The following is an 18,451-nucleotide window of genomic DNA, read 5'->3' as shown; positions in this document are numbered from 1 at the left end:
CGTGTTTAGCGGCGGAGGAATTGATTGACGGTGCCGGTGATGGACTGTCGATTCTGGAATGCGACGCCGTGACCGGAGTCCGGAAAAACCTGCAGCTGGGCCTGGGGGAATGACCGCAGCAGGGCATCGGCGTTCCCGACGCTGACCATGCGGTCGGAATCGCCGTGCAGGATCAGCACCGGTCTTGGGAACTTGGGCCCAGAGGGGGGATTCGGTTGCTGCCCCACCGTTTGACCGCACGTAGCTGTGCCACCAGGACGCCGGGTCGCACCGGCTTATCCCTACCGATACGGCGTAGCTTGAGCCGTGCTTGGTACGCCCTCGCCGCGTGCTTGGCGTTGTCGCTTCGGGTGAAGAAGAGCAGCGTCGTCGGGTTCGTGAGGCTCGCAGCCCCGCGCAGAATTCCGCGCACAAAGGTACCCGTCATCCGGGTCAATCCGGGGCCGCCCTGAGGGCCGGTCCCGGCGAGAATGACCCGGTCCACCAGATCCGGAGCAAGCCGGAGAACCTCTTGAACGACCATGCCGCCCATCGACAATCCGAACAGGTCAACCCGGGTTAGGCCCAGAGCGCGGATGGCAGCGATCGCGTCCTGTGCCATCTGATCGAACCGGTCCCGCGGGGTCCCGCTGGACGAGCCAACTCCTCGATACCCGATCAGGATCACCCGGCGTTGGGTGGCGAGCGCGTCGATAAGTTCCGGGTCCCAGCTGTCGAGGTTTGCACCAAGATGTGTCAGTGCCACTAGCGGCACCTCACGATCAATTTCATCGCCGAGCTCTCGGTACACGAAGTGTGCACCCGCGGCGGTGATGGTCCGGGTTGGCGCCGCCACGAACCGCATCGAGGTGGATTCCTCTTCATGTGGTGACATCGTCATAGCAACTCTTGACCTTCTGCCTCGTGTGAATTGTGCACGGAGGACTCCACCTTCCACCCAACCGATCATACTCAATTATGAGTAGACTCAGATATTTTGTCAAGGAAGGTCTCTTGAGGTGCCATGTTCTGCCCGGGCTACCGTCTCTTGGCCTCAGGTTCAATGCGGTGAGGAACGGCCAATTCGTGAGGAATCCGGCGCATCTGGGGTCCGGTGACCCTGCCGCTTAGCCGATTTCTGGCAACCTCGAAAGTAGTGCCTGGGCAGCCGCGGCAGGGTCATCCGCATCGGTGATCGCGCGCACCACCACAATGCGCGAGGCACCGGCAGCAACCACCTGATCAACATTTGAGAGGTCGATCCCTCCAATGGCAAACCACGGCTTGGACGTTTTCAGAGATGCGGCGTGTTCCACCATTTCTAGTCCCACGGCCGCGCGACCTGGCTTGGTCGGTGTGGCCCAGAGCGGTCCGACGCAGAAGTAATCGGTATCCGGGTTAGCTGCGGCGGCGGTGATTTGTCCCGGGTCGTGACTGGAGAGGCCAAGAACGACCTCGTGTCCGAGCAACGACCTAACACTGGGCAAAGGAAGATCGGTTTGGCCCACATGGAATACCGGAGCGCCTGAGAGCATGGCCAAATCGGCGCGATCATTCACCGAGAACGGCTTGCCGAACTTCGCGGCGACCTCCCTCAGCACTCCCAGCAATTCAAGCTCGTGGGCAGCATCAATGCTCTTATCGCGTAACTGGATGATATCCACACCGCCGGCGTAGGCGGCGGTGATGAACTCGGCAAAATCCCCACGCTCGCTGCGGGCATCGGTGCAGACATATAGGCGGGCGGCGGAAATCGTTGCTGCGGATAAGTCGGGTGTTGCTTCATCTTGCGCGGTGATCTGGCTCATGTCTCATAGACTAGTTCAGTACCGCGGGAGCCAGGAAAGCTGGCTGAGAGGGCGCCGATTGCGCCGACCGATAGGCGTCACCGAATTATCAAGGTGGCGTGGAACCTGATCCGGCTCATACCGGCGTAGGGAAGGAGACAATAATGTCGTGCACCGTGCCCGACCCCATTTGTAGCGACGTTGCCGTCATTGGCGGCGGAATCATTGGCCTGAGCATTGCCCTCGAAGCGCAGCGTGCGGGTCATCGCATCACGCTCATTGACCCAGAACCCGCCACCGGGGCAACGTTTGCCGCTGCCGGCATGCTGGCACCCATCAGTGAGTTGCATTATCAAGAAGAGCAACTACTGGCCCTCACCCTGGCTTCCGCCGCTAGATGGCCAGAATTTGCCACGCGTATTACTGCCGAGACGGGTATGGACATCGGCTTCCGCGCCACGCCCACACTGATGTTGGGTGCTGATGCCGCGGACCGTACAGCCCTGGAGGATCTTCAGCAGGCCCGGCTGCGTCTAGGTCTTGAGGCCACACGGATCAGTATTCGTGAGGCTCGCACCATGGAACCGCTGCTGGCCCCGAATATCGCCTCGGCGCATTTACTAAAGCTGGATCATCAAGTTGATCCTCGTTTGGCGGCCGCGGCTATCCAGAAGCAGGTTCTCGATGTCGCCGCACAGCGGGAAGGGCGCTGCGCACAGGACGTCCTGATAAGGGCGCGCGCCCGCGAACTGCTGCACCAGGACCCCACCGATACCGCATCGCCAGTCACGGGGATATTGCTGGATGACGGAGGCGAAATACGGGCTCCGGAGGTTGTTGTGGCTAATGGTTTGGGCGCTCTTGAACTGGGCGGACTACCGCAGCACCTGGTTCTTCCCCTGCGCCCGGTCCACGGTGACATTTTGCGCCTGCGCGTTCCCGAACACCTGCGTCCTTTGACCACGGCCACCGTGCGCGGGGTGGTCCGTGGCCTGCCGGTGTACGTGGTGCCGCGCAACGATCACACCGTGGTCATCGGGGCCACCTCCCGCGAGGACACAAATGCCGGTGCCAGCGCCGGTGGCGTGCACCAACTATTGCGCGATGCCCAGGTGCTACTGCCGGCGGTGCATGAGCTCGAATTATGCGAAGTCACTGCGCGTGCGCGCCCGGGAACACCGGATAACGCACCCCTCTTGGGACGTGTCGCAGCTGCAAACGGAACAGTACTTCCGGGACTGCTCATCGCCACCGGGTTCTTTCGCCACGGGGTGCTGCTGGCTCCCATTGCAGCCCGCATCATCACCGAACTCTTGGCGGGTGTACGGGATCCTGCTCTCGAGCACTTCCGTCCCGACCGATTCTCACCCGCTCGCCAACATCAGGAGTCTGCATGAGCACCATCCAACTCAATGGAGCTGCCCGCCCGCTGCTCACCGGGACCACGCTTTCGGCATTGGTAACCGAGATAACCGGCCGCGAGCTATTGCCCACCGGCCAGCCGATCGATGGCGGAAGGCTGGGGGTAGCAGTGGCCAGAAATTCCGGCATCGTGCCGCGTAGCCAATGGTCTCGTACGCTTCTGGAAATCCATGACGAAATCGAGATTGTCACTGCCGTCCAAGGTGGTTAACTCCCGATGGCTCCCTCCCGCATTTTCAAGGAAAAGAACAATCATGACCCAAACACTGACTGATAATGATGCACTGCTCATCGATGGCGTCGCCTTAGGCTCCCGGCTCATCATGGGGACGGGAGGTGCGCCAAGTCTTGAGGGACTGGAAGCTGCTCTCGTGGCTTCTGGCACCGAACTGACCACCGTCGCCATGCGCCGTTATGCAGTGCACGGCGAAGGAAATACCGCAGGGGCTAATCTCTTTGACCTGCTGGTGCAGAACCGTATCCGCGTGTTGCCGAATACCGCCGGCTGCTTCACCGCCCGCGAGGCGCTGAAGACCGCGGAGTTGGGCCGTGAGGCACTGGAAACCGATTGGGTCAAGCTCGAGGTGATCGCCGATGAGCACACCCTGCTGCCCGATGCGGTGGAACTCGTGGACGCCACCGAGTCCCTGGTGAACCGTGGTTTCAAGGTTTTCGCCTACACCAATGACGATCCGGTGTTGGCCCTACGCCTTGAGCAACTGGGGGCCGCTGTGGTGATGCCGTTGGGCGCCCCGATCGGCACGGGCCTAGGGATCCTGAACCCGCACAATATCGAATTAATCGTCTCGCGGGCTTCGGTGCCCATCATCTTAGATGCCGGGATCGGTACCGCCTCCGACGCTGCTTTGGCCATGGAGTTGGGGTGCGATGGCGTGTTGCTGGCCTCGGCGGTGACGCGTGCCCAGGATCCGGTGCGCATGGCGACGGCCTTCAGACACGCGGTCATTGGTGGCAGACTGGCGGCACAAGCTGGGCGCATTCCGATGCGCACCCATGCATTGGCCTCCTCCGCCATGGAGGGGCGTGCAGATTTCTGAATCGGCTACGCGAAGGAGAAGATCATGGCTGCAAAAGACGTTCTGACCAGTGAACAGATTAAAGCTAACCTGAAGGTACTGCCCGCCTGGCGATACGGATTAGGTGCGTTACGTACGGTTTTGAAGTGCGATTCTTCCGCTTCGGCGTTGGCCCTGTTTTCTACGGTTGGTGCGCTGGCCCAAGAGGCCAATCACCATCCGGATATCGACTGGCGCTATGACACGCTTTTCATCACGCTGACCTCGCATGACGCCGGCAGCATGGTGAGTGCACGAGACGCTGCCTTAGCTAGGTCAATTTCTGCCGAAGCGGAAAATGTTGGCGCGACCCCGCGCCCGGATCTATTGCGCACGGTGGAGATCGCCATTGATACCGACAATGAGGAAGCCATTGCGGAAACCTGGCGCGCGGCACTGGGATACAAGAAGCAGAATGATGGCAGCCTCACCGACCCCTTCGGCAGGGGGCCAGCGATTTGGTTTCAGAGTACGACAACTCCCAATCCGAACCGCTTCCATCTGGACGTCACGGTTCCCTTCAGCGAGAGCTCACCCATCTTGGACGCTTTGGAAGAAACTGGCGCAGGACTTGACCATAACGCGGCACCGAGGTTTGTGGTGGCCACGGATTCGCAGGGAAATCGTCTGTGCATCTGTACCGAGGAAGGCCGTGACGTCGACGGTTCTCCGGAAGCCAGTGCCTGATCACTCTAATACCGGTCGCCACTATCGTTAATTAGGTGACCGTAAATAAATTTACTAACGATGATTAAATGCGTCGGTAGTTGATATGGAAAGATTTATGGAGCCGTTCTCATTGAATCAAATCATTGATAAGAAAGACATTGATCGGCTGCCGCCGCTGGTTGACCTTGGTCCGCCGTTATCAAATACCGAGCTTGAACGATATTCCCGGCATATCCTCATGCCTCAAATGGGGCAGGAAGGGCAACAGCGGTTGCGCAACGCTAGGGTGCTGGTCATCGGCGCCGGTGGGCTGGGGTCCCCGGTGCTGATGTATCTGGCAGCGGCCGGCATCGGGACTCTTGGCATCATTGATGATGACACCGTGGAACTGAGCAACCTCCAGCGTCAAGTGATCCACGGGGTGAGTGACGTTGGACGAAGTAAACTCGAGTCAGCACGGGCATCAATCGCCGAGATCAACCCCGGCGTTGAGGTCGTACTTCATCCGGTGCGGCTAGATTCCAACAATGCGCTAGAGCTCTTTGCCGACTACGACGTGATCCTCGACGGGGCCGATAATTTTTCCACGCGTTATCTGGTCAACGATGCGGTGGCCATCCTAGGCAAACCGTACGTATGGGGATCAATCTTGCGTTTTGATGGCCAAGTAAGCGTCTTCTGGGACAAACACGGCCCAAACTATCGTGACCTCTATCCCGAACCGCCGGCGCCCGGCAGCGTGCCTTCATGCGCCGAAGGAGGCGTTTTTGGCATGTTGTGTGCCTCCATCGGGGCAATGATGGTTACCGAAGCGGTCAAGCTCATCACCGGGGTTGGGGAGACCCTGTTGGGGAGATTGCTGATACTTGACGCTTTGACCTCTCGCTGGCGCGAAATGAGCATCACCAAGGATCCGGAAGCAGACCGGATCACCGAACTCATCAACTACGAGACGTTCTGCGGGTGGCCTTCCCCCGAGGGGCAAAATATCGCGGCTGATGCGACGATATCCGTTGAGGAACTTCGGAATCGACTGGACGGACGCCAATCGGGGCGGGATGATTTTGTGCTGCTCGACGTGCGCGAGCCGGTCGAGTTCGAGATTGCTCGCATAGAAGGATCCGTGTTGGTTCCGCTGGCCGGGATCAAGGATGGGTCGGCGCTGGCCGGGATCCCGCGTGGCGTGCCGCTGGTGCTGCATTGCAAGTCGGGCGTTCGTTCGGGGCAGGCGCTGGAGGCCTTGGCCGCAGCGGGCTACACCGACGTCGTCCACCTCGATGGCGGGATCGATGCCTGGCAGCGGGCCGGGGGACTAGGTCAACTGCCCTTAACGTAGGACGGGCCGAACGAGAGAATCACAGGGAATCCAATTCGGCCTGAAGCTGCTGGATCTGGCCGCTAAGTATGTTTCGGTTTTCGAGAGTCCAACGTCTTGCCTGCATGTCGAGCACAAGACGAGCTCGAATATCTCCCACACGCAGTAGTTCGGCCACTGCTTTACGAGCCTCGTCATCGGTGCGTGAGGATTCAATGGCTCGGAAGACTTCCTCACGTCTGTTAATTGCTTGAAGCATCACTTCCAGCATTTGAAGGCTCATTTGCTTTTGCTTGCGTGATTCGGGTTCCATGGCGTCATCATGCCATGGCCCTGCGAGGCAGAGCCTCCTTGGCGCCCATACGGACCAGCGCACCGAGGAAGCTCTGCCAAATAACTCGACGCTGACTAGACCAGTGTCGAAGTATCAATCACAAAGCGGTAGTGAACATCCGAGGCGAGGACTCGCTCGTAAGCCTTGTTGATATCTTCGGCGGAGATGACCTCGATCTCGGCACCAATTTTGTGCTCGGCACAGAAATCAAGCATTTCCTGAGTCTCGCGGATGCCGCCGATCATCGATCCGGCAAAGGAACGACGACCCGTAATCAACGCAAAGGCGTTGACTGGCAGCGGCTCGGCCGGAGCGCCGACGTTGACCAACGCGCCGTCCAAGGACAGCAGCTGCAGGAAGGCGCTGATGTCGATACTCGCGCTGACGGTGTTGATGATCAGGTTGAAGGATCCGGCAAGGGCTTCGAACGTTTCGGGATTTTCCGTCGCGTAGTAGTGATCGGCGCCCAGCTTCAGTCCGTCTTCCTGCTTTTTGAGCGAGCGCGACAGGACGGTGACCTCAGCGCCCATGGCATGGGCAATCTTCACGGCCATGTGGCCAAGGCCACCGAGTCCAATGACGGCAACCTTCTTGCCCGGACCCGCATTCCAGTGGTTCAGCGGCGAATAGGTGGTGACACCGGCACAAAGCAGTGGGGCGGCAACGTCCAATCCCAAGCCTTGGGGGATGCGCACGATGAAGTCTTCATTTACGACAACGTGGGTGGCGTAGCCGCCCTGCGTGATGGTTCCATCAACGTCTTTGGCGCCGTAGGTCCCGATGTTTCCAGCCAAGCAGTACTGCTCTTCGCCGGCCAGGCAATTGACGCACTCGCGGCAGGAATTAACCATGCAGCCCACACCGACGCGATCGCCCGCTGAATGGCGGGTGACTTCCGATCCGACCTCGGTGACAATTCCGGCAATTTCGTGGCCCGGGACCAACGGGTATTGCTGATCTCCCCACTCGCCGCGGACGGTGTGGATGTCGGAATGGCAGATCCCGGAGAACTTGATGTCAATCAGCACGTCGTGGGGACCGACGTCCCTACGGGTAATGCGGGTGGGGACCAAGTCGCCCGTCGCGGATGTCGCTGCGTAGGTGTTGATTTCAAGCATGATTCTCCATCAATGTATGGCGATGTTTAGGCAATGGGACCGGTTGTTCACCAAGCCACGTGCGTATCCGACCGATGTGACGGCTCGGGTACTCCTCCATCAAATCACGTCCGGCCCACCTCGAGGGAGGCCCCGCCGAAAGGGGTACCAATAGGGCCTCCCAGCGTCCATGCGGCGGTGGATATCGTTGAGTTCGAAAATAGCCAGTGGACGACGGAACGTTCAATGAGCAGGACCGCGCGGTTTCGCACGGCCGAAAATAGGGCCCAGAGGCGACGCACGGAACCGTGGTCCAGAACCCTTAGCGCAAACTGATTGGACGCTCACGGCCCCATCGTCTAGCGTCAGGTTTATGTCGAAGGCCGAATCACCCACCAAGAATCAGAACCCGCTCCTTGTGCTCGGCAAGATCAGCTCGATTCTTGACTCTTTTTCTTTGCGTCAGCCGGTGCTTTCTCTGACGGACATCCGGGTGGCCACCGGGATGCCCACCTCTACCGTCCAACGACTAGTGGCCAACCTGGTGGGCCAGGGGTTCCTCGACCGGGACGGTGATGCCTTCCGTATCGGCATGAAAATGGCCTACTGGGCCGCCCCGGCCACGCGCGGCAAGGAAGTCCTCGACGTGATCAACCCGCTCCTGGCAAACCTGCGCGACATCACGGGCGAAACGGCCTGCCTTTTCCGCGCCGAGGCGCAGTACCGGGTCTGCGTCGGGATGGCCGAAACCAGGCACGCCTTGCGCCGTGAGATGCACCTGGGAAAACTCGCACCACTGCATGCAGGGTCCGCCGGACGAGTTCTACTTGCGTGGAACCCCGACCTCCAGGGCGTGGTGCTTGACGCCCCCTTGGAGCACTTCACCGAAGCCACCATCACCAGTGCCGCGGATCTGCGCGAGGCAATCTCGAGAACCCGAGCAGACGGTTTTGCGATCACCACCGGGGAACGGGAGAACGGTGCCTCCGGGCTCTCTGCCCCGGTGTTCGACGCGGCGGCGGGGCTGGTTGCCGCGGTGACCATCAGTGGCCCCACCATGCGCATGCCCCGCTCGGTGTGCGAAGAATGGATCGAGCCGCTGCTGGAGACCGCCGAACGAATGACCCGCTTAATTGGTGGACGGTTCCCCGGGGAAGCCGCGGCACCCCGCAGCTAGATGGCCGGCTGGCGCAGAACTGCCTGAATCTCCAGGCCGGCCCTGACCATGTCCGCCGGCGTGGAGGCCACCATGACATCGGCAAAGTGGCTGCGGGCCGTTCCGAGGTCCGCACCAATCGAACCCACTACCGCAAACACCGGCACCTGCGGTGCCAGGGCAGCCACCCGCTGCAAAACCACCGAAATTATCTTTCCACCCATGCTCTGCCCATCAAGCCGACCCTCGCCGACCACCACGGCGGTGGCGCGGGCAAGATGCAGATCAAAATCCACCGCATCAAGCACAAACTCTGCGCCCGAGACCAGTTCCGCCCCGAAGTGCGCCCACAATCCGCCGGAAAAACCGCCCGCAGCCCCGGTTCCCGCGACATCTGAAGGGTCGCGGGGAAAGGTGCGCGCCTGCTCCAGCAGCCTCGCCGTCAGCAACTCGACGGTGGCCGGGTCCGCGCCCTTTTGTGGCCCAAAAATCCTTGCCGCATCCGGGAATTTCGTGGTGACGTCAGAGAGCACGATGATCTGCGCCCCGTGCAGGCCGCCGGCCTGCGTGATGGCCCGGACGGCACCGGTCCCGCCATCTGTCGTGGCCGAACCTCCGGCCGCGACCAGGACCCGCCGCGCACCGCGCGCCACGGCCTCGAGAATCAGCTGGCCCGTGCCGTAGGTGTCGGCGGTGAGAGGGTCACGCTCCCCATTATGGAGCACATGCAACCCGGAGGCCTGAGCCAGCTCGACGATCGCGGTGTCACCCGCCAGACCCAGAGTTGCGGTGACCGGTGACCCCCAGGGATTTCTGACGCTCACCTTCACTTCCACCGCACCCAGTCCGGCGCAGAGTGCGTCGAAGGTGCCCTCGCCGCCGTCGGCCACCGGGATCCCCACGGCCGTGCCCCCGGCACGCCCGACCCCGGCGGCAATGTGACCGGCAACCTCGGCGGCCGTATACGTTCCCTTAAAGCTGTCCGGGACGATGAGCACGCTCATGCGTAGACCTCCGGGTTTACCGGATGTGCGGGCAATTGACCGGCGGCCATGGCGATGGCGTTCAGGGCACTCAGGCGCGCCATTTCGGCGCGCACCGGCACCGTAGCGCTGCCAACGTGCGGCAGCAGGACGGTGTTGGGCAGCAAGGCCAGCCCTTCCGCCAACGCCGGCTCGTTTTCGAAAACATCCAGCCCGGCACCGGCAATTCTTCGGGTGGACAGCGCGTGGACCAGCGCTTCCTCATCAACGATGGGACCGCGGGCCGTGTTGATGAGGATGGCGGTGGACTTCATCCGCTTCAGCACCACAGCGTCCACCAGATGCCGAGTGTCGGGGTTTAGCGGGACATGCAGCGACAGGTAATCGCTGGCGGTCACCAGTTCGTCCCACGGAACCTGGCGCACCTTGCCCGCGAACTCGCCCAGCTCCTTGTGGTCAACCACCCGGTTCCCGGGAGGGCGAGGGGCAAAGATGACCTCCATGCCGAAGCCCAGCGCGCGGCGAGCCGTGGCCCGGGCAATGCGCCCAAACCCCGCGAGTCCCAGGGTCTTGCCGGAGACATCGGAACCGAGCAAAAGCTCGGGTTCCCACCCGGTAAAGCGTCCCTCGCGGACCAATCGGTCCGCCTCGATGACGCGCCGCGCGGTGCCCAGGATCAGCAGCATGGCGATGTCGGCCGTGGCGTTGGTGAGCACCCCGGGGGTGTTGGCCACCGCGATGCCGTGCCCGGTGGCCGCGGCAACGTCGATGTTGTTGTAGCCGACCGCGTAGTTGGAGAAACCTCGGACCCGGGCCCGAGCCAGCAGTGGAGCATCGATTACATCGCGCAGCTGGGTGAGCACCACATCAAAGTCTCCGCTCGCGCACAGCGCGTCGAGTTCCGCATAGCTGGGCGGTGCCTCCAAGACGGTCACATCCCCGGCCGCGGCCAGTAATGCCGGTGCGGGCTCCGGTAGGGGCGTGGTCAGCAGGATCCGGGCCCCCACTACAACGCACCCTCGCAGGAAGGGACCCGGTCCGAGGCAATGACCCACTCGAAGGCCGCGGCAGTGGACCGCGCGCCCTGGGCCGACTTGGAGCGGTTGGGTTCGCCCAGTTCCTTCAGTAGGTCCTCTGAAAGTTTCACCAAGCCGGCAAAGCCGCGCGGATCGAGCCACTCGGGACGGGTGGCAAAGAGAATGTCCTCGCTGGAGGTGTTTCCGCTGGCTCCGGGGGCAAACGGGCAACCACCGAGCCCACCGAGGGCGCCATCGATAACACCGGCTCCGGCGCCGATGGCCGCGAGCGTGTTGGCCACACCCAGGCCCCAGGTGTCGTGGCCGTGGTAGACGATGCGTCGTGCCGGAGTTTCGTCGCGGACTCGTGAGATCAGGCTTGCCACCTGCGCGGGGACGGCCTGTCCCAGGGTGTCACAGATGACGATGTCGCAGGTGCCCTCCGCGCGCGGGTCATTGGCGATGTCCAGGACGCGCCGCTCGGGTACCTGCCCGTCAAACGGGCAGGTGAAGGACGTGGCGATGCAGAGCTGGATGCGTCCGTCCACGGCGCGTGCGTATTCGATGGCCTGCGGCAGGGCGGCGAGGCTGGCCTCGGTGCTGCGTCCGATGTTCGCCTGGTTGTGGGCATCGGACGCGGAGAGGCAGTACTGGAAGTTGCGTAGACCAGCCGCCGCGGCCTTGGCCACATGGCCCGGGGTGGCCACCCAGATCCAGCACTTCTCCAGTTCCTCGGCGGTCAAAGCCGCGGCGACCTCAAGGGTATTGGCCATGGTGGGGACCAGATCGGCCCGGGCCATGGATCCCAACTCGATTTCCGGCACACCCAGGCGGATGAGTTCGCGCACCGTTTCCACCTTGCGTTCGGTGGACAGCATTTTGCCGGTCAGCTGCAGGCCGTCGCGCAGGGTGACATCGCGCAGCACCGCGCGGGGTTCTAGGGTGTGGCTCATGCCAGGGTCCTTTCGGGGTTTGATGCGGCGGTGATGTGTTTGGCGTCCATGCCCAGCAGCCCGCCAAGCACCTCCTGCGTGTGTTCTCCGAGATCAGGGCCCAGGGTGCGGATCGGCAACGAGGTGCCGCCGATCACCGGGACGATGCCGGGGAACCCCACATCCTTGATGATCTCCTCTCCGGTGGACACATCGAAGGACTGGATCATGTTGCGTGCCGCGTATTGCGGGTCGTTCACGATGTCTTGTGCGGTGTAGATCGGTCCGGCGGGAACGCCGGCGGTATCAAGCAGCGCCAGCGCCTCGGAGGAGGGCAATGTTGCCGTCCAGACTCCGATGGCCGCATCAAGTTCGATGCGCCGCTCCCAGCGTTCGGCGTTGGATTGCAGGGACGGGTCGTTGCCCAGGTCGGGGCGTCCGATGGTATCCATGTAGCGGCGGAAGATCGCGTCTCCGTTTCCGGCCACCACAATGCTGGCACCGTCCTTGCAGACGTAGGCGTTGGATGGGGCGATTCCCTCCATGCGGCCGCCCACCCGGGTGCGCTTGTCGCCATAGGCGCCGAGGTCGGGAACTAGCGATTCCATCATGGAGAACATGGCCTCGTGTAAGGCCACGTCAATGACGCGTTCGCGCACGGGAATAGGTCTTCCGCTGCCGCGACGCGTCTCGCGTTGGAACAAGGCCATGACCGATCCGAACGCCGCGTAGAGACCCGCGATGGAGTCACCAATGGAGACGCCGACGCGCACCGGTGCCCGATCGGGGTCACCCACCAGATTGCGGAAACCACTGAAGGCCTCGGCAACGGCCGCAAAACCCGGGCGCTCGGACAGTGGGCCGGTTTGCCCGAAGGCCGAGATCCGGGTGATCACCAGATCGGGATTGGCCGCGTTGAGTACCTCGGGTCCAAGACCCCACTTCTCCAAGGTTCCGGGACGGAAATTCTCCAACAGGATGTCGCACTGCTTGACCAATTCCAGGACGGCCGCACGACCGGCGTCGCTGCGCAAATCGAGCACCACCGACTTCTTGTTGCGGTTGATCGTGCGGTACAGCATGGACACGCTGCCTTTTTTCAGCCGCCAATTGCGCAGCTCGTCTCCGGTTCCGGGACGTTCGACCTTGATGACCTCGGCCCCAAAATCTGCCAGCAGTCGGCCCGCGGTCGGCGCGGCAATGTAATTTCCGAGCTCCAGGACCCTAATTCCGTGCAGTGGTGCGATTTCGTTTTCAGACAATTGGGTGACTTCCTAAGGTATGTGGGAGAGAAGTTAGATGAAGATGCTGAGCGCCAGGACCACGAGCATGGCGACCACGGAGGCGACGGAAACACCGAAGGTAACGGTTTTTAGTGCGCCACGAACCGTTTGGCCCAGCAACGACTGCAGGAGCCAGAAGGTATTGGACGTGACGTGAACCATGAACAGGGAGCCCGCGCCAGCGGCCAGGGCAATGAGTACCGGGTCGATGCCCAGAGCGGGTGCGATCGGTGCCAGCAATCCTGCTGCGGTAATGGCGGAGAGCGTCACGGAACCAACGGCGATGTGAAGAACTGCTGCAATGGCCCAAACGACCAGAAGCGGGGCAACTGCGCTCGCCGAGAAGAATCCTCCAAGGATGTCCCCGAGTCCCGCCGCGGCAACCGTTGCTGCAAGTGATCCGCCCACGCCGGTGAGCAAGAGGATCTGTCCACTTTCCTTGAACCCGGAGGAGATGGCGTTCTCGACGCTTTTCTGCCCCACGGTGTAACGGCCGACCAGGGTGGTCCCAATCAAACCGATCAGCAGGGCCACGACGGGGTGGCCCACAAGCTGCAGCGGAGCTATTTCTAGACCAAAGATTTCAACCACTGCTCCACTGCCGATCAACAGCAAGGAGAGGAGTAGCGGTGTGAAAAGCAGCAAGAGGGGCGCTTCCCGCTTTTCGCGTTCCGCCACGACTACTGTGCCGGGCGCACCCGTCAGATCCGTGCTTTCGCCGCTGGACTCTGTGCCGGTGGCGGAAATTCCATAGGCTGCCGGTCCGTGGGGTGTGCCGGAGGTGGCCCGAGGGAAGTCCTCTTCGTCGAAGAGGTGTTGCTCATCGCGGTCCGATTTCCAGAATCCTCGTTTGAACAGGAATGACATGATGGCGATGGAAATAATGATGGTCGGGACGACGACAAGGAACCCGAAGATCAGCATTTTTCCCAGAGGCACGCCGAGTAGACCCGCAAGGGCAAGCGATGCGACGCCGGGAACCATGAAAACGATGCCACATTCCAAGGCGATTGCCATGGCGGCAGCCATGCGTGCGGTTCCGAGTTTGCCGATTTTTGGAGCCATGCGCCGGGCCAGAGGTGCTGAAATCACCAGAAGCACGTCAAGGAAGATCGACTGCAGCGCCGTTCCAATGGCCAGAGCCATGGTGTAGGGGAGGGCCTTGGGGCCGAAGACCCGTAGGAGATGCTCAACGAGCCTCCTGATGGCACCCGTCTCGTTCAGAATCGATCCCATGAGAACGCCGAAGGCAATCAGCAATCCGACTTCCACCATGATCTCGCCGAATCCACCAGTGATGGTTTCGATGGTTTTCGTGATGCCGAGCCCGGTCGATAATCCGAGGTAAAGCGATCCCAAGACCAGAGCGATTACGGGATTGACCTTGAATCTAACAATCAGCAGCACTGTGGCCAGGACGGCCACAGCGGTGTTGATCAGAATCGCAGTTTCTGACATTGGGGATCCGATCATGAGGTGAGGGGGCGAGCGCATAAAGTGATGAGCGCCACTTTGTGAAACTCATACTATGAGTTTGAACCCACAATGTAAACTGTTGTTTTGGGTGTGGCGGTCATGAAGTCGCTTCATGATCTTCCGTTCTCGCGCCGACCGATTCTCTGGGGTGGAGTCAATTACGCGAGTGACCTGAGTTTTCGGATGCATCGGGAGCCAGGGGCCGGCCGGCCGCCAATGAACCAGTGGACGGATTCGGGTGTTTAAACGGTCGTTAACACATTGATTCTGCCGCGATACATAACGAAGAACCGCAGAGATCTCCAACCCCAATGCGTCACAGACAAGCCAAAGGCTGCCGGTTTAGAATGTCCTAGGCGCCGGTTCATCCCCATTCCACCTGACCGGAGCCTCGAGGTGGGCAGTCAAGGAAGATTGCCCCGCCTGCACTACACCCCTCCAGGAGATCCCCCCATGCAGCGCACCATGTTTAAGTCCAAGATCCACCGTGCCACCGTCACCCATGCTGACCTGCACTACGTCGGATCCATCACCATTGATGCGGATCTGCTTGACGCTGCCGACATTCTGCCCGGTGAGCTTGTCTCCATCGTCGATGTCACCAACGGTGCCCGTCTGGAGACCTACGCGATTGCCGGAGAACGTGGCTCGGGGGTGATCGGTATCAACGGTGCCGCAGCTCATCTGGTCAACATCGGCGATCTGGTCATCATCATCACCTATGCCTCCATGAGCGATGCTGAAGCCCGCAGTTTCAAGCCCTCTGTGGTGCACGTAGACGGCAAAAATGCCATCAAAGCCTTGGGCAGCGATCCCGCCGAGGCGCTCACTGACGGCCTAGAAACACCGCCATTCGCGATTTTTGCCAACGCTTAATCCCCTAGAAGTTTATTAGCGCCCCTCATTGGCGGCATGATGGAAGTATGGAGAATACTTCCGCCCACCTGTGGACCAAGAACTACCAGCCGGGCGTCCCCGCCGAAATCGAGCTCCCCACCGAATCGCTCAGCGTGATGTTTGAGCGTTCCGTAGCTGCGGCGGGCGATTCCCCGGCCACCGAATTCTTTGGGCGACGCACCAGCTACCGCGAACTCGGCGAGCAGGTAACGCGCGCGGCAGAGGGACTGCGGCGGCTCGGGGTAGTCGCGGGGGACCGGGTCGCCCTGATCCTCCCCAACTGCCCGCAACATGTCATCGCGTTCTACGCCGTGCTGCGTCTGGGAGCGGTAGTTGTGGAACACAACCCGCTGTACACCTCACGCGAGCTGCGCCACCAATTCGAGGACCACCAGGCCCGCGTGGTGATCGCCTGGGATAAGGCAGCGGATTCGGTGCGCCAGTTCCCCCAGGACGTGCGCATCGACGCGCTGATCTCGGTGAATTTGCTCGAAGCCTTCCCTGCCATCAAGCGACTTGCCTTAAAACTGCCGCTGAAGAAGATCCGCGCCTCGAAGGATGCCCTGACGGCCCCGGCCCCTGGCACCATGTCCTTCAAGGAACTGCTCAGCGCCGATCGACTCGCAGATTCCCACCCGCGTCCGTCCGTGGAAGACCTCGCGGTGATTCAATACACCTCCGGGACCACCGGCACCCCGAAGGGTGCCATGCTCACACACTTCAACCTGTACTCCAATGCGTTGCAGGGCGAGGCCTGGATGGCAGGAGCCCAGGAGCGTCATGAGATCCTCTACGCGATCTTGCCCATGTTCCATGCCTTCGGCATGACGCTGTACCTGACCTTCGGGGTGAAGAAGCAGGGCCTGTTGGTACTCTTCCCGAAATTTGACCCGGATCTCATCCTGGCCGCGATGAAAAAGTCACCGGCAACCGTCTACTGCGCTGTCCCGCCGATCTACGAGCGTACGGCGCTGGCCGCCAAGGAAAAGGGCGTGTCGCTGCGCTCCGCCAAGTACTGCATCTCGGGAGCCATGAACCTGCCCGATTCGGTGGTTGAACTCTGGGAATCGGTCTCCGGCGGACTGCTGGTGGAGGGCTATGGGATGACCGAGTCTTCACCTGTGGCGCTGGGAAACCCGTTCCACCCCACGCGTCGTACCGGCACCATCGGTGTGCCGTTCCCCTCGACGCTGATGAAGGTCGTGGACCTGGATGATCCGGAAGTTGAGGTAGAGCAGGGCCAGCCCGGCGAATTGCTGCTCAAGGGACCCCAGGTGTTCGCCGGATACTGGAATAACCCCGAGGAAACCGCCAAATCGCTGACACCCGATGGATGGCTGCGAACCGGAGACGTGGTGACGGTGGATGAAGATGGCTTCACCACCATCGTGGACCGCGCCAAGGAACTGATCATCACCGGCGGATTTAACGTCTCACCCTCCGAGGTTGAATCGGTATTGCGCTCCCACCCGGACGTCAAGGATGCTGCCGTCTTCGGCAAGACGCTGGAACGCGGCGGTGAAATGGTGGTTGCAGCGGTGGAGCTTGAACCCGGCGCCGCGCTGGATGAGGCGGGCATCCGCGAGTATTGCCGCGTTCAGCTGGCCGGTTACAAGGTTCCCAAGCGGGTGGTGGTGATCGATGATTTACCCCGTTCGATGCTCGGCAAGATCCTACGCAAGCAGGTACGGGAGCAGGCTTCCCCGAACCTATAGTTGGCGCGGGAAGCGTCTGGGCGCTTTCGCCCGGTTACAAACCAACAATGGGGCCGCGGTGGGGCGTATGGCAGAAGCCGGACGCCCCACCGCGGCCATGTCTGTATCAGCGACTACTGCGTGGCGGTGCCATCAGAGACGGCGGATGAGTCTTCCGCGGGCTCCCTACCGGTGCCCACTGATGAGCCTTTGAATCGTTGGCGCTGACTTGCAGAGGCAAGCGACCGACCGACCACATCTGCACAGTAGCCCAGTCCGAAGACCAGCATCAACCCCGGAATTCGTCCTGAGTTCAAGGAGGTGTGCAGGGCAGAAACCTGTTCAGAAAGGATAGGAATCGTATCCGCGACGAACCAACCGTTCACCACTTGTTGCTGTGGAGCTCCTTCGGTGGATTTATCGTTGGCAGTCTTACTGAATTCAGCGACGGTCATGTCACCTGACCAGTCGGACGCTTCACCGCCAGTGGGAGCCGCAAACCATACGGTGACTGCGGCGATGGCGACGAGGAGCCAGACGACCGCGCGGTAGGCGTGTGGGTCAAAGTGTTTTTGGCTTTTCGGTCGTCCGGATAGTTGGGCCATCGCACGATTCGATGACCCCGACCCGTGGTTTAGGGCACCGATAAGGCGGTGCGCTGTCGGCGTGTTATTGGATTCTGACATGGAACATTTCCTTCGCGAGTGAAGCCAGCAACCTTTTAGTTGAAAAGGCAACCATTGAATGTGATGAGACTACATAGAAGCGCCGACATTTGTGTAGTGAGAATCGTTTTCGACAAGACTGGTTTGATAAGCCCCCTGCGTCTGGGCCGGTGGCGGAGGGTCCGTGTCTTTGGTGACCGATCTGACCAGCAGAGATGCTTGCCCCCGATCCGTGGCGTGTGACATCGTGGAATCATCCCGACAGGGGATTCCGGACGATGGGTGCCGTACCCGGTGTGCGACAAGACGGCCCACGAGGAGTCTTGTCATGTCCTGGTTTATTCTGATTCTTTCCGGTGTTCTTGAGGCCGTCTGGGCTACGGCGCTGGGCAAATCCGACGGATTCACTAAAGTAGCGCCCACCATTGTTTTTGGGGTGGGACTGCTGCTCAGCATGGCCGGATTGGCCTATGCGATGCGCGATCTGCCCGTTGGTACTGCGTACGCCGTGTGGGTCGGCATTGGCGCGACTCTGACGGTTATCTATGCGATGGCGACCGGCGTGGAATCCATCTCGATCCTGAAGGTGATTTTCCTGCTGATGATTGTTGGTGGCGTCGTGGGCTTGAAGTCCCTGCACGCCTAACTCTCCGGCGAGAACCGACGACGT

The 18,451-nt window shown here is 61.2% G+C and carries 20 protein-coding genes and 2 riboswitches; of the genes, 9 read left to right on the top strand and 11 right to left on the bottom strand.

Going from position 1 to position 18,451, the window contains the following annotated elements:
* Window positions 1-5: 5 nt before the first annotated feature.
* From KUF55_RS19125 to thiE, 3 genes are all read right to left on the bottom strand, one after another.
* Entirely contained in the window at window positions 6-179 is a 174-nt protein-coding gene (locus KUF55_RS19125; RefSeq protein WP_370630930.1) for an alpha/beta fold hydrolase, read from the bottom strand.
* Window positions 173-874, bottom strand: coding sequence for an alpha/beta fold hydrolase (locus tag KUF55_RS18430; RefSeq protein WP_218817610.1), 702 nt, complete (start codon window positions 872-874; stop codon window positions 173-175). Before KUF55_RS18430 ends, KUF55_RS19125 begins: the two co-directional genes overlap by 7 nt.
* Before the next feature lie 232 nt (window positions 875-1,106).
* Entirely contained in the window at window positions 1,107-1,787 is a 681-nt protein-coding gene (gene thiE, locus KUF55_RS18425; RefSeq protein WP_132360736.1) for a thiamine phosphate synthase, read from the bottom strand.
* 14 nt (window positions 1,788-1,801) lie between these two features.
* Window positions 1,802-1,936: riboswitch (TPP riboswitch) on the top strand.
* On the opposite strand from thiE, the gene thiO reads away from it, so the two are divergent.
* The 5 genes from thiO to moeB all read left to right on the top strand — a co-directional run bounded on the left by thiO (window position 1,931) and on the right by moeB (window position 6,269).
* Entirely contained in the window at window positions 1,931-3,163 is a 1,233-nt protein-coding gene (thiO, locus tag KUF55_RS18420; protein WP_218817609.1) for a glycine oxidase ThiO, read from the top strand. It overlaps the preceding riboswitch by 6 nt.
* Window positions 3,160-3,399: a sulfur carrier protein ThiS gene (thiS, locus tag KUF55_RS18415; protein ID WP_218817608.1), complete on the top strand. Its 240-nt coding sequence runs from the start codon at window positions 3,160-3,162 to the stop codon at window positions 3,397-3,399. The genes thiO and thiS overlap by 4 nt, the downstream gene beginning before the upstream one ends.
* Window positions 3,400-3,442: 43 nt before the next feature.
* Window positions 3,443-4,246, top strand: coding sequence for a thiazole synthase (locus KUF55_RS18410; protein WP_218817607.1), 804 nt, complete (start codon window positions 3,443-3,445; stop codon window positions 4,244-4,246).
* Between the two features lie 24 nt (window positions 4,247-4,270).
* A complete protein-coding gene (locus tag KUF55_RS18405; RefSeq protein WP_218817606.1) occupies window positions 4,271-4,951 on the top strand; it encodes a 4a-hydroxytetrahydrobiopterin dehydratase in 681 nt (226 codons plus the stop codon).
* 112 nt (window positions 4,952-5,063) lie between these two features.
* Window positions 5,064-6,269: a molybdopterin-synthase adenylyltransferase MoeB gene (gene moeB / locus KUF55_RS18400; RefSeq protein WP_255557181.1), complete on the top strand. Its 1,206-nt coding sequence runs from the start codon at window positions 5,064-5,066 to the stop codon at window positions 6,267-6,269.
* 19 nt (window positions 6,270-6,288) lie between these two features.
* Here the strand turns inward: moeB and KUF55_RS18395 are convergent, their stop codons facing one another.
* Together KUF55_RS18395 and KUF55_RS18390 are read right to left on the bottom strand one after the other, a co-directional pair.
* A complete protein-coding gene (locus KUF55_RS18395; RefSeq protein ID WP_218817604.1) occupies window positions 6,289-6,561 on the bottom strand; it encodes a DNA gyrase subunit A in 273 nt (90 codons plus the stop codon).
* A 95-nt stretch (window positions 6,562-6,656) separates the two neighbouring features.
* Entirely contained in the window at window positions 6,657-7,700 is a 1,044-nt protein-coding gene (locus KUF55_RS18390) for an NAD(P)-dependent alcohol dehydrogenase (protein WP_218817603.1), read from the bottom strand.
* Between the two features lie 352 nt (window positions 7,701-8,052).
* On the opposite strand from KUF55_RS18390, the gene KUF55_RS18385 reads away from it, so the two are divergent.
* Window positions 8,053-8,856, top strand: a complete 804-nt coding sequence (locus KUF55_RS18385; RefSeq protein WP_218817602.1) for an IclR family transcriptional regulator — start codon at window positions 8,053-8,055, stop codon at window positions 8,854-8,856.
* On the opposite strand, the gene KUF55_RS18380 is transcribed toward KUF55_RS18385, so the two are convergent.
* The 5 genes from KUF55_RS18380 to KUF55_RS18360 are packed head-to-tail and all read right to left on the bottom strand — an operon-like array spanning window position 8,853 to window position 14,507.
* Entirely contained in the window at window positions 8,853-9,839 is a 987-nt protein-coding gene (locus tag KUF55_RS18380; RefSeq protein ID WP_218817601.1) for a glycerate kinase, read from the bottom strand. The two genes, KUF55_RS18385 and KUF55_RS18380, sit on opposite strands and share 4 nt — an antisense overlap.
* On the bottom strand, window positions 9,836-10,825 hold the full coding sequence (locus tag KUF55_RS18375; protein ID WP_132360716.1) for a D-glycerate dehydrogenase: 990 nt from the start codon (window positions 10,823-10,825) through the stop codon (window positions 9,836-9,838). The genes KUF55_RS18380 and KUF55_RS18375 overlap by 4 nt, the downstream gene beginning before the upstream one ends.
* A complete protein-coding gene (locus KUF55_RS18370) occupies window positions 10,825-11,787 on the bottom strand; it encodes a hydroxymethylglutaryl-CoA lyase (RefSeq protein WP_218817600.1) in 963 nt (320 codons plus the stop codon). The genes KUF55_RS18375 and KUF55_RS18370 overlap by 1 nt, the downstream gene beginning before the upstream one ends.
* Window positions 11,784-13,028: a CaiB/BaiF CoA-transferase family protein gene (locus tag KUF55_RS18365; protein ID WP_132360712.1), complete on the bottom strand. Its 1,245-nt coding sequence runs from the start codon at window positions 13,026-13,028 to the stop codon at window positions 11,784-11,786. The genes KUF55_RS18370 and KUF55_RS18365 overlap by 4 nt, the downstream gene beginning before the upstream one ends.
* Window positions 13,029-13,061: 33 nt before the next feature.
* The gene (locus KUF55_RS18360) at window positions 13,062-14,507 is read right to left on the bottom strand and encodes a GntP family permease (RefSeq protein ID WP_132360710.1); all 1,446 of its coding nucleotides are present in this window, start codon (window positions 14,505-14,507) and stop codon (window positions 13,062-13,064) included.
* 471 nt (window positions 14,508-14,978) lie between these two features.
* Between KUF55_RS18360 and panD the strand changes: the two genes are divergently transcribed.
* A complete protein-coding gene (panD, locus tag KUF55_RS18355; protein ID WP_132360699.1) occupies window positions 14,979-15,401 on the top strand; it encodes an aspartate 1-decarboxylase in 423 nt (140 codons plus the stop codon).
* A gap of 47 nt (window positions 15,402-15,448) precedes the next feature.
* Window positions 15,449-17,137, top strand: a complete 1,689-nt coding sequence (locus KUF55_RS18350; RefSeq protein ID WP_132360697.1) for a long-chain-fatty-acid--CoA ligase — start codon at window positions 15,449-15,451, stop codon at window positions 17,135-17,137.
* Between the two features lie 113 nt (window positions 17,138-17,250).
* Here the strand turns inward: KUF55_RS18350 and KUF55_RS18345 are convergent, their stop codons facing one another.
* Window positions 17,251-17,802, bottom strand: coding sequence for a hypothetical protein (locus tag KUF55_RS18345; protein ID WP_218817599.1), 552 nt, complete (start codon window positions 17,800-17,802; stop codon window positions 17,251-17,253).
* Window positions 17,803-18,031: 229 nt separating this feature from the next.
* A riboswitch (guanidine-III (ykkC-III) riboswitch) is annotated at window positions 18,032-18,097 on the top strand.
* Between the two features lie 12 nt (window positions 18,098-18,109).
* On the opposite strand from KUF55_RS18345, the gene KUF55_RS18340 reads away from it, so the two are divergent.
* Window positions 18,110-18,427 (top strand): multidrug efflux SMR transporter, encoded by a 318-nt coding sequence (locus KUF55_RS18340; RefSeq protein WP_132360693.1) that lies wholly within the window; start codon window positions 18,110-18,112, stop codon window positions 18,425-18,427.
* Window positions 18,428-18,451: the final 24 nt, after the last annotated feature.

The organism is Paeniglutamicibacter sp. Y32M11 (genome assembly GCF_019285735.1).
Lineage (GTDB): Bacteria > Actinomycetota > Actinomycetes > Actinomycetales > Micrococcaceae > Paeniglutamicibacter.
This window is presented reverse-complemented; position numbering and strand designations above follow the sequence as displayed.